This window comes from Oryzobacter telluris, assembly GCF_043099285.1.
GTDB lineage: Bacteria > Actinomycetota > Actinomycetes > Actinomycetales > Dermatophilaceae > Oryzobacter > Oryzobacter telluris.
Map to the genome: position 1 here is coordinate 909726 of NZ_CP170723.1, position 11445 is coordinate 921170.

Annotated in this window: 8 protein-coding genes; 4 read left to right on the forward strand and 4 right to left on the reverse strand. The window is 73.5% G+C overall.

The window, feature by feature from the left end:
• The first annotated feature begins 46 nt into the window (after nt 1-46).
• The 4 genes from ACFLFB_RS04065 to ACFLFB_RS04080 all read left to right on the forward strand — a co-directional run bounded on the left by ACFLFB_RS04065 (nt 47) and on the right by ACFLFB_RS04080 (nt 6844).
• Entirely contained in the window at nt 47-1438 is a 1392-nt protein-coding gene (locus tag ACFLFB_RS04065) for a dynamin family protein (protein ID WP_392544429.1), read from the forward strand.
• Entirely contained in the window at nt 1435-4248 is a 2814-nt protein-coding gene (locus ACFLFB_RS04070; protein ID WP_392544430.1) for a biotin/lipoyl-containing protein, read from the forward strand. Before ACFLFB_RS04065 ends, ACFLFB_RS04070 begins: the two co-directional genes overlap by 4 nt.
• Before the next feature lie 122 nt (nt 4249-4370).
• Complete coding sequence (locus ACFLFB_RS04075) at nt 4371-4901, forward strand: RNA polymerase sigma factor (protein WP_392544431.1); 531 nt, start codon at nt 4371-4373, stop codon at nt 4899-4901.
• Nucleotides 4898-6844: an Hsp70 family protein gene (locus tag ACFLFB_RS04080; protein ID WP_392544432.1), complete on the forward strand. Its 1947-nt coding sequence runs from the start codon at nt 4898-4900 to the stop codon at nt 6842-6844. The genes ACFLFB_RS04075 and ACFLFB_RS04080 overlap by 4 nt, the downstream gene beginning before the upstream one ends.
• Before the next feature lie 739 nt (nt 6845-7583).
• Here the strand turns inward: ACFLFB_RS04080 and ACFLFB_RS04085 are convergent.
• From ACFLFB_RS04085 to ACFLFB_RS04100, 4 genes are read right to left on the reverse strand one after another with little or no spacing between them, the layout of a single operon-like run.
• Nucleotides 7584-8435 carry a glycosyltransferase family 2 protein gene (locus ACFLFB_RS04085; protein ID WP_392544433.1) on the reverse strand — a complete coding sequence of 284 codons (852 nt, stop codon included), beginning with the start codon at nt 8433-8435 and terminating at the stop codon, nt 7584-7586.
• Nucleotides 8432-9448: a glycosyltransferase gene (locus ACFLFB_RS04090; protein ID WP_392544434.1), complete on the reverse strand. Its 1017-nt coding sequence runs from the start codon at nt 9446-9448 to the stop codon at nt 8432-8434. Before ACFLFB_RS04090 ends, ACFLFB_RS04085 begins: the two co-directional genes overlap by 4 nt.
• Nucleotides 9445-10506, reverse strand: coding sequence for a glycosyltransferase family 4 protein (locus tag ACFLFB_RS04095; protein ID WP_392544435.1), 1062 nt, complete (start codon nt 10504-10506; stop codon nt 9445-9447). Before ACFLFB_RS04095 ends, ACFLFB_RS04090 begins: the two co-directional genes overlap by 4 nt.
• Nucleotides 10494-11435 carry a glycosyltransferase family 1 protein gene (locus tag ACFLFB_RS04100; protein WP_392544436.1) on the reverse strand — a complete coding sequence of 314 codons (942 nt, stop codon included), beginning with the start codon at nt 11433-11435 and terminating at the stop codon, nt 10494-10496. Before ACFLFB_RS04100 ends, ACFLFB_RS04095 begins: the two co-directional genes overlap by 13 nt.
• Between the last annotated feature and the right edge of the window lie 10 nt (nt 11436-11445).

Below are 11445 nucleotides of genomic sequence, written 5' to 3' on the forward strand. Positions count from 1 at the left end.
CGAAAGGGTCGCCACACTCGTCCGGGCCGCCGCCACCCTGCCCGACATGGCCGACCTCGAGGTTCGCGGCGTCCTCGACGAGCTCCTCGTCGGGCTGGCCGAGCCGCTGCGCCTGGCTGTCGTGGGCCGTGTCAAGGCCGGCAAGTCGACGCTCGTCAACGCCCTCATCGGCCGTCGGGTCGCACCGACCGCCGCGGGGGAGTGCACCCGCGTCGTCACCTGGTACCGGTACGGCTCTCCTGACCGAGCGGAGGTCGTGCTGCGCGACGGCGCCAGGGTCCCGCTGCGCCTCGACGGTCGCCGCCTGCCGGAGCAGCTGGGTGTCCCGCTGGAGGACGTGTCGCGAGTCGTCGTCCACCTCCAGGCGGGTGCCCTGCGAGACCTCACACTCATCGACACGCCGGGCCTCGCGACGCTCACCGAGGAGAACGAGGCCGCGGCGCGTGCGGCGGTCCTGGGCCAGGAGTGCTCCAAGTACGCGACGGGCGACGCCGACGCCCTCCTGTACGTGGTCCGGGAGTCGGAGCGGGCGGACGACATCGCCTTCCTCCACGACTTCGCAGCGGCGTCCGGCAGTCTCACCGCATCCGCGGTCAACACCCTCGGGGTCCTGTCCCAGGCCGATCTCTTCAACGCCCAGGACCCGATGGGGGCGGCCCAGCGCACCGCCCGTCGGATCGCGTCGACCTCGCCCGGCCAGTTCGGCGGGGTCGTGGCCGTGTCAGGCCTCCTCGCCCAGTCGGCGAGGGCGGGCCAGGTCTCGGAGACCGTGGCGGCCGCGCTGGCTTCGCTCGACGGCGTGGCCGACGCCATCCTGCCTGCGTGGCAGTCGCTCGACGTGTCCGGGCTCGACAAGGCCGCAGCTGCGCAGGCGTTCTCCGTCGTCGGCCCCTACGGGTTGCTCCGCGGCCGCGGCCCGGCGCGCCAGGGCGCAACCAGTCTGCGTCGCTGGTGCGAAGAGGCCTCGGGGATCCGGGACCTGGAGGAGGTGCTCGAGGGCACGATGGTGCCGCGCGCCCACCTGATCAAGGCCAGCCGCACCCTGGGCCAGCTGTCTCGCCTCGGTCGACGGGTGGGGTGCCAGCGGGTCCTCGACCTCGTCGAGGAGGTCGAGCTCGACCCGGTCATGCACCCGATCGCCGAGCTGAGGGCGCTGCACGACCTGCTCGGGACGGCCCCTGAGTCGGCTCAGCGACCCCGGCTCGAGGCGCTGCTCGCCGGCCTCCCCGCCTGGCAGGTCCTCGGCCTCCCGGAGGCGCCGGACCGGGCAGGGTCGGGGCTGGCGCCCGACGCCCGCGAGGCTGCCTCCCGTGCCCGCGCGGACGCCTCGCTCGCGGTGACTCCGGCCGTCGCCGCCGCGGCGACGGTCCTGGCTCGCTCGTACCAGATCCTCGCGCACCACCTCGAGGCGCGACGTGGACCGGCGGACCCCACATGACCTGGCGTTGGTGGCAGAAGAAGTCACCGATCGCCGGGGCGCAGCCCCGTCCGGGGCACGTCGCGACCCATCGAGCGAGCGGCCCGCAGACCCCTCAGCAGGCCCTGGTGTGGGACGCCCTCGCCCGTCGGGAGGCAGCGCACCCCGCGACCGACGACGTCCTGACCCTGCTCGAGGAGCTGGCCGCCGACGACGGCTCGGGCTCGGCCTCCCTCACGTCACTCGGCCGAGCTCGCGGCGAAAGGGGGGCAGTGCGGCTCTACGGCTGTGCCGGTGACGCGGAGGTCCCGCCGTTCGTCCTCCTCGTCGAGACCGACGCCGCACCGCCGAGCCTGCATGTCGTCACCCCGGACCTCGATGTCGCCGTGGTCGCCGGGGACGCGTTGACCTCGGAGGACGGGGCTCGCCTCGTCGTCATCCACCCCGTGCCCCTGGCCGACCGGGCCGGCACCGTGGCGTGGATCGTGCACGTGCTGTCCGGTGCCGGCGCCGATCTCGCCGACACCCTCCGGCAGCTCGTGGTGCTCTCCGACGAGCCGGACCCGAACGCGGCCTCCATCGCCCAGGTGATGCTGTCCGTCGACACGGGTCCACCTGGCGGTGGCACGCTTGACGCCGGACCCGAGCCGGGCGCCTGGGACCCGCCGCCGGTGGCGAACCGGTTCCCCGCTCCGGCCCTTCCCGGAGCGGACCCGCCACCGCTGCCGCCCCGCACGACCTTTGCACCTCAGTCCAGCATGGTGGCGGGCGCGTCGCCCGTCGCCTCCGAGCCCGGCGTGCGCGACCCTGCGCTCGAGGGCCTGGCCGCAGCGCTGGCCTTCGGGAGCCACGCGCCCCCGGACGAGCGGCACCGGTGGACCGCCCGGCTCAGCTGCTCGCCACCGCCGGACTGGGCCGTCGTCCGGCTGCTCCGCCTCGAGGCGGGCCTGCGAGTGCGAGACGACGGGGCATCGCGGGCGCTCCTCCTCGAGGACGGGGCCTGCCGGCTCGTGGCGGCGCTGCTCGACGTCCGATCCCTCCCGAGCGACGGGATCCTCCACCGGCCGGTTCCCCGGTTGAGGCTGCTCCACGAACGGCTCCTCCCTGTTCCCACCCTGACGCCTCGCAGCTCGCGCTGGTCGACCCTGCTCGGCGTGGACGCCGTGCTCGACGAGCTGGACGACGCGTGGACCGGCCTCCCGTCCACCTTCTCGGTCGCGTGCGACACCGGGCTGGCCGCGGGCGGCGCCACGGCGACGGGGACCCCGGAGGGGCCGGCGCTGCTCGCCGTGGTGGCCGGCGTCGCGCCGTCGCACCGCGCCGGAGTTCTTGCCCACGCGCAGGCGCTCGCCGCCGAGCTGCGCCAGCCCGAAGGGCCGATGGCGGCGAGCCCGCCGACGTGGGTCGCGCCCCCTGGCTGGCACGCGGTCGAAGAGCTGCAGCTGACGACGGAGACCTTCCTCGCCAGGGTGACCCTCGAGCCCTTGGCGCCGGGCACGACCCTCGACGAGTGGGAGGGCGAGCAGTTCGCCCGGGCCCCCTTCCTCCGGGACCGGCGCGAGCTCGGCATGCGTGAGCCGACGGTCGACGGACTCGCCGCCACGCGCCTGCGGCGCTTCGACTGGCAGCCGTCGGGACGTGGCCGCCTCCTCACCACGGTGTGCGTCGGAGTCACCGACGATCCCAGCGGACCCCTCGGGTTCGCGTTCGTCGCGGACGTCGACCTCACCGGCGGTGACCTGGACGTCCAGCCCGACGAGGTCCTCCGGTGGCTGCGGGTGCTGCGCCCGACGGCACCCGCCGTCGTCGATGCGGTCCCACCGCCCCCGGTGGTCCTGCAGGCGGGCCTCCGGGCCCTCGAAGGACCCCCGCCCCGGGTGCCGACCCCGCCCATGGAGTCCGCACCGGGACTGCGAGGGAGCCCTCGAGGCACGGCGGACGTCGCGGCCGTTCCGGTGCGCGTCCCACCACTGCCCGATGGTGGGGACACCGTCTGGGTCGTGAGCCTCGACGTGTGGCCTGGGGATGACGTCTCCACCGGCGACGCGCTCGCACGGGTCGTGACCGCGTCGGGTGTCCACGCCGAGCTGACTTCCCCGTGCGCCGGGATCGTGACGTCCTGCTCGCGCGAAGAAGGCCAGAACCAGGTGGTCGGGAAGCCGCTCGTCCGCGTCGCACCGGAACCCGCCCACTCCTTCGCCCCGCCGGCACGGACCCTCACGCCCGACGAGGAGATCGTCTGGGCGGTGCTCGCGCCATTCCTCGAGCAGCACCGCTCTCCCCGTGAGCTGGCCGGTGGCCTGATCTCGCTCTGCGGGTCGTCCGACGCCGGGGAGGAGGGCCCGCGGTCGCTCCCGCACCCGGCGCCCGACCGGCTCGTGTCGCGAAGGGCGGTCGCAGTGCGGTGGCCGCTGCCACGTCCGTACGAAGCCTCCTTCCACGTGGATCCTGCGCAGAGCGGCCGCAGCGTCCACGTCCTCGCGTTCGGCGGCGGCCGCCTCACGGAGGTCGAGGCGCCATCGGGCCCACTGTGCCCTCCGTTCGTCGTCCTCCTCTCCCCGAGCAGCCTCACCTCGACCGCCCACCTCTCGCCGGGCGACGCCAGCGCCCGGCGCGCGGCCGATGCTCCCTGGCTGCACGTCCTGACGCGCGACGCCGGCGTGGATGTGGAGCGCCGGCCGCTGCGCGACCTGGGTCCCCACCGTGACGGCGCCGCTCAGCTGCTCACGGTGGTGCATCTGAGGTCGGCAGACGGCCCACGCGTCGTTGAGCTGCGCGACCTTCAGGGAGACCTCGCCGAAGTGGTCGCAGGGGCCCTCGGGGGCCCGTGACCTCGGGTCCCTGAGGACCGTTCACAGGTGCGCTCGGATTTGTGGGACATCGGTCTCCCGCCGCTGCTACCTTCACCTCCAGCAGTCGCCATACGCGTCTGCCCTGGTCGGAGGGCGCAGGGATGACCGACGAGGATGAGCTCATCGCTCGAGCCCGTACGGGCGACGCGGCGGCCTTCGCGGCGCTCCTCGATCCCCATCGGGCCCGGTTGTGGTCGGTTTGCGTGCGCATCACCGGCAGCCACCACGACGCCGAGGACGCCCTTCAGGACGCCCTCACGGTTGCCTGGCTGCACCTGGACCGGTTCCGCGGGGAGTCCAGGCTGGGTACGTGGCTCTATCGCATCGCCGCCAACGCCGCTCTCGCGGTGGTGCGGCGACGTCGGGACGTCCCGCGGGGGGAGTGGGCCGACGACCTCGTCGTCACGAGCGACCACGCGTCGCGCGTCGCCGACGGGATGCTGGTCCGGGGCGGGATCGCCTCTCTGCCCCCGGTGTTCCGCGAGGCCCTTGTCCTTCGCGAGATCGGTGACCTCACGTACGAGGAGATCGCGGCCCATCAGGGGGTGGGGGTCCAGACGGTCAAGAGCCGTCTCAGTCGTGCCCGAGCCGCGCTCGCCGTCGCCCTGACCTCTGGTGACGACGACCGATGACCTCCGCCGGATGGACGTTGGCGATCGACTTCGGGACGTCCAACACCGCCGCGACGATCCGCCACGACGGGGGGCCAGCAACCCAGGTCCGTCTGAGCCATGCTGCGGACACCATGCCCTCGGCGGTGCTGCGGATCGGTGGTGGCTACCGTGTGGGTGCCGCGGCTCGGCAGGGTCACCTCGCCAACCCTTCGGGGTACCTCGAGCACCCGAAGAGCGAGCTGGGGGCGGGGACGATACTGCTCGGCAACGAAGAGGTCGAGGTCTCGGTCCTCGTCGCAGAGGTCCTCCGGCACGTCACCGAGAAGGCGACCGCCGTGGCAGGGGGAACGCCGCCGCGCGCCGTCATCCTCACCCACCCCCAGGAGTGGGCGTCGAGGCGGCTCATCGCGCTGAGGGACGCGTGGGACCTCGTCGGGATCCGCACCGAGGAGGTGCGGCTCGTCCCTGAGCCGGTCGCGGCCGTGGCGTGGTTCTCCCGGGTGACGACGATCCCTGAGGGGGGAACCGTCGCCGTGTTCGACTTCGGCGGCGGCACGTGCGACGTCGCTGTTCTCCGACGGGTGGTCTCACCAGAGCCTGATGCCTGGCCGTACGAGGTCGTCCACCACGCCGGCCGCGACCGACTCGGGGGCAACACCCTCGATGTTCTCCTCCTCGAACACGTTCGCCGGGCACTGGTCGCGGGCGGTGAGCACGAGCTCGTCGCGGCCTTGTCGGATCCCGCACAGCAGGGTGCTGCACGCACGGTCAGGGACCAGGTCCGGTCGGCCAAGGAGATGCTCTCCGAGTACGAGGACGCCGAAGTGGCCGTCGCCGTCGGACCGCATGCGACGTCGGTACTCGTCACCAGGCCGGAGTTCGACGACGTCATCGCCGATCAGGTGCGGGATGCGCGCTCTCTGGTCGTCCAGACACTCCAGGCCGCTGGTGTCGAGGGGGCCTCGCTCCATGCCCTGTACCTCAGTGGCGGTTCGTCCCACGTCCCGGCCGTCCACGAGATGCTTCATCAGCTGGTGGGGCGACCACCATCCACACTCGGCGACCCCAAGCTCGTCGTCGCGCTGGGCGCACATTCGGTTCCTGTCGGCGTCGGCGAACGCGCTGCGCCCGTCATCAGCACCTTCCAGGCGCGAGTCGGGTCGTTCGAGTCCAGTGACCGGTTGTTCGGACACCACGCTCTGTGGCTCGACTGCGCACCGCACGAGGGGGAACCGGCGACGATCACCCATGTCGTGGGCACCGACGACAGGGTTGCTGTCGGGGATGTCGTGGCCTCCGTCACGGGCGAGGGCTGGCGCGCGGACTTCACGTCCCCGGTGGCAGGAACAGTCTCGCGCCTGCACCGACAGCAGGAAGGCTCAGCGTTGCCCGCCCTGACGTACGCCCTCGCGCTCGCGCCCGACCGGGTGAAAGGGCGTGGCCTGGGCTATCCGAAGTCCTACTCCCTCCACACGGCTGCCGTGTGGCGGATGCTCGTCCAGCTCGGCTCGGCGGAGGACGGTGCCAAGTGCATCCGGCGCCTCGTCAGGCTGCCGACCCCTGAGGGGCCCCTCGTCGATCTCGGACACGCGTTCTGGCAGGTGAGCGGGTCCACGCACCGCGTTGCGGGAAAGGTTCTCGTCAGTCATGGCGGGGAGGTCGACCTGGGTGGGCACGGCCGGGCCTCCTTGCCGCCCGCAGTGATCCTCGTCGACCCGTCGTGGACGCCCGGTGACCCGTCCCTCGTCGTCCTCACGACAGACATCGGCATCACCAGGCTCGCCGAGTCCGACCGATGGCGCCGCGCGATCGCCCAGATGTCCGGCTGCACCATGCAGATCACTGGCCGGAACGGCTTGGGCTCGCCGGCGCCGGGGGAGAACCCGGGCTGGGCCGTCACTCTGGAGATGGCTGACCGCTCGGCACTCGAAGGGCTGCTGCAGGTCCTCGTCCGACGCTGAGCTGAGGCGACCGAAGGGGCCACCATCGCCCGGGCGGTGCGCGTCCGAGGCTTGGGCTGCGATCCAGCGTCCTGCTTTGGCGCGAGAGTTGACGCCGACGCCTTGGCCCTGCACACATGACGCGGCGACATGGCTGTCGCCCACGTCGGCGCACGCGGGACGTGACGAGCCGAAGCCTGGAGCCCCGCGTCATGCCGCGCAGCGGGCGGTGTCTTCAGGGGTGACGGCAGCCAGATCGACTGCCCGACGAGTTCAGTCCGCACCCGGACCCGCTGGGTCCACGAAGGAGAACTTCTGATGACCAGCACGACGCTTCGAACCAGCTCCGCCGCCCTCATCCTGGTGGAGCCCTGGGCTTCGGCCCCGGCATCGCCGCGGCGAACGCGGCCACCGCCGTCCCGACGGGCGTGGCGGCCGCAGCACCGGCCGCCACCACGCTCCCGGTCACCGGCACCCTCCCCGACGGGTCCGCGTTCACCGGAGCAGTGAGCAACCTGACGGCCTCCGTCGTCAACGGGGTCCTCACCCTCTCCGGCACCATCACGGGGACCGGTATCCCGGCCGGCGGCACCACCTTCTCGGCTCCCGTCCAGGACCTCGCGGCCACCGCCGGCTGCAGCATCCTCAACGTTCGACATGGCTCATCGCGTCCTGCACGACACCTCGTCACCGGAGGGTGCGGACTGACACCGGCGGGAGCGGTGGGGGCCCTGTGGCCGTCGGCATCGATGTCGTGGCCCTACCCGACGGGTGGGTCGACACGCCTGCCCGTGGTCACCCACCGACCGTCGAGTCCCCGGTCGGCCAGGCCCAGCTCGCGGAACCGTTCGAGCCAGTCCTGCATGGGCCACCACCCCCACCGGTCGGCGAAGGTGTTCGCGTTGGTGACGATGTCCGCGACGTGCTGGACGGGTGGGTCCTGGGTCGGGTGGTACTGGTGAACGGCCCCGGCGCCTCCGACGAAGAGGAGCCGGCCACCGGCCCGCCGCAGCCGCTGCCCGACGTCCGTGTCCTCCGCGCCGTAGCCCACGTAGGCCTCGTCGAAGCCGCCCAGAGAGGTGAGGTCCCGGGCCGAGACGGCGAAGGACAGTGACCAGAACAAGGTGACGTCGTCGACGACCTCGACCCGGTCCGGCGCGAGCGCGGGCCTGGCGGGGTGGTGCCGCAGCCGACGAGGACCGGGACCGGGGGCCGACTCGTAGGCGACGCCCCCGCAGAGGACCACGGGGCCACCGGACCCCGGTTGGGCGGTGAGCACGGCGGCGTAGCGCTCGACGAGGGTCCGGTCGGGGACGCAGTCGACGTCGAGGAAGACCAGGTGCTCCGCCCCGGCGTCGATGGCCGTCGCGGCCCCGAGGTTGCGGGCGGCCGCCAGGGGGAGGCGACCGTCCCGGACCGGCAGGCCGGCGTGGTGGACGTCCCACTCGGCCGGGGCGTGGGCCGCCACGACGTCCGCGAGTGCCGGGTCGCCCATCGAGACGACGACGTAGTGCTCAGCAGAGCGCGTCTGCCGGCGCAGCCCCGCCACCTGTCCGGCGAGGTGCTCGTGTCGACCTCGCGCGATCGTCACCACGGCGACGGAGGCCGTCACGTCGCTGGGTCCGTGGCCGGCAGGGAGTCGCCCGCGAGGTCGTCGAGGAGCGCCGCCGCGTCCTCGGCGCCGTGGCCGGCGCTCCACCGCGACCAGCCGGCGCCGCCGCGTTGCACGGCGCGCTCGAGCAGGTCCGGCCACGCCTCGGCGGACGGCCATCGGGCGCGGCCCTCCGCGATCCCCAGCCGGGTCAGGGCCTCGGTCGTCGCCACCTGCTCGCCGTACGGGCGGTCCTGGGCGACGATGACGGCGGGGGCCCGCGCCGCAGCCACGTCGGCGACCGCGTTCTGGCCGCCGTGGGTGATGACGACGTCCGCGGCGCACAGCTCTTCCCAGAGGTTCGGCGAGGGGTGCTCGGGACTGCGCTCGGTCCAGGTCCACCCCGGTGTGGCGAGACGGGCGTCGGGGACGGCGTCGTCGTGGGTGTCCCGCCCCCCGGCGCCCCAGACGACGAGGGCGCTGCGGGCCGGGCCGAGCACCTTCTCGGCCGGCCGTGCCTGCCCGTCGAACCGTGACAGCGCACCGACGAACCGGGTCTTCTCGGTCCATGCCTCCGGCCAGTCGGTGCCGTGCGACCCCTCGGGCCACGGGGCGAGCAGGGCGTCGGCGAGGTCGTAGGCAGTGCGGTGCGCCCGGTCGACGCGCTCGCCGGGGAGAGCCACCACGACGACGGGGATGCCGCACAGGCGGGCGAGGACGGCCACCTCGACGGAGACGTCGACGACGATGGCGCGGGGGCGCTCGGTGGCGATCCACGACGCGATCGCCGCCATGCGGTCGCCGAGACCGCGGTGGTGACGGGGGGCCCAGTGCAGCACCCCGTGGGCGTCGACGTCGGACCCCGGGGCGGGCACCGGGTCGTCGTCGCGCGCGAGGGGGAGCCACCGCTCCTCCCAGCCGACGGGCGCCGGCAGGCTGCTGATCCCGACGACCGGGGTGCGCAGGTGGGCCGCCACCGACTGCATCCGGGTGAGGTGACCGCGGCCCTGGTGGTGCACGTAGTAGCCGATCACGCGGCACCCTGCAGGCCGCGCATGGAGTCGTAGACCCGCAGGTACTCGTCGACCATGCGGTCGACGGAACAGCGCTCGATGGCGTGGCGGCGGCAGGCCCCGCGGTCGAGGGTCACGGCCTCGTGGACCGCCGCGGCCGCCCCCGCGACGTCGCCCGCAACGAGGCGCCCGACCTCTGGGGTCACGAACTCCGGGAGCCCTCCGCGGTCGAAGGTCACCACCGGGGTGCCGCAGGCCAGGGACTCGGCCGCGACCAGGCCGTAGGGCTCGTCCCAGACCGGTGTCACCAGCGTGGCGGCGCTGGTGCCGAACAGGGTGCGCAGGTCGTCGCTGCCCAGGTGCCCCAGGTACTCCACGTCCTCGCCGAGGAGGGGCTGCACCATCGTGCGCATGTAGTCGAGGTCCCCGACGGGACCGGCCAGGCGCAGGCGCCTGCCCGCAGCCCGCGCGATCTCGATGGCACGGTGCGGCGCCTTCTCGGGGACGAGCCGGCCGACCCAGGCCAGGGCGTCGCCGCCGGGGCCCGGCGTCCACCGGCGCACGTCCACGCCGTTGGGGATGACCTCGGCGTCCACGACGTGCCGCCACGCGCGGCGGGTGTGGTCGCTGACCGCCACGTGGTGTGCCCGGGGGTCGTCGGCGATGTCGAACGCGGACTCGAGCCACGGGGTGGGTGGAGTGTGCAGCGTCGTGACCATCGGCGCCCGTGAGGCGGCAGCCATCGCCACGGGGAGGTGGTGGAGGCTGTTGTTGTGCACCACGTCGACGTCGTCGCGGCGCTGGAGCTCGAGCATCACCTGCAGGTAGGCGTGGTGCTCGCTGAGCCACGCCGCCGGCGGCATGGCGACGTCCTGGCGGGCCGCCGGGCTCAGGGCCAAGGGCCTCGTCTCCAGCTCGCGGGCGCCCAGTGCCGGGTCGCTTCCCGGGCCGGCGAAGAGGGTGACCCGCACGCCGCGGTCGCGCAGGCCGAGGCACAGGTTCCAGGTCAGCGACTCCAGCCCACCGGCGAACGGCTCGGCGAGGGGGAAGCGCGACGCCGCGATCATCACGACGTGCATGCGGAGCTCCCGGCGAGGACCCGGTCGTACAGCGCCTCGTGCGCGCGGGCGAGGGCGATGCGCTCCGCCCGCCGGGCAGCCGGGTCGGCCCGCCAGGCCGGGCGCTCGCGGTGGACGCGCGCCAGCCCGGCGGTCAACGTGGGCACCTGGGCCGACTCGCCGGTCGAGCCGGGGGTGGCGTAGGTGATGCACGGGCGCTGCTCGGCGTAGTACCCGCAGTCAGGCGCCGCCACGACCGTGCCCAGGTCGAAGCACGCCTCGAGCCACCCCGAGTGGGTTCCGAAGCGGTAGGGAAGGACCGACACGTCCAGCGACCCCAGGTAGTCCCACAGCTCGGAGTCCGTGAAGTAGTCGTGGACCCGCAGGTCGATGGCGCCCGAGTCCGCCAGGAGGGTCAGCTCATCGGCGATGTCGACGGAGTGGTGTTCGTACCCCTCGGTCATGACGTCGACGTGGGCGTCGACGCGCACGGACGCACCATCCAGCGAGGGGAGCGCGGCGACGACCTCACGAATGACCGGCATCGGGTCCATGCTCGCTCGCAGGCTCTTGAGGTGGACCCCGATGACGAACCCTCGGTGCTCCCGACGGGGCGCCGACAGCGTGACGGCGTCCACCACGTGCGGGTGCGGCAGGACGATGGCCTCGCGTCCCCACCGCTGCCGGATCTCTCGCGCCGCGCCAGGGGTCAGGGTGACCAGCGCGTCCGCGGCGGGAACGAGAACGCCGAGCTGGGCATCGTGCAGCTCCCGCTCCACGTGATGGGGGTTGCGCAGGTCGTGGACGGTGAGGACGAGGGGCGTGTGCGTCTCGCGCAGGGCGTCGACGAGATCCCCGAGGTCGTCCGGGGACAGGTGGTCGAAGCCGAAGTGGATGTGCATGACGTCGACCTCGTCGGCGTGCTCACGGACCCAGTCGGGGTGCAGCATCGGAGACGGC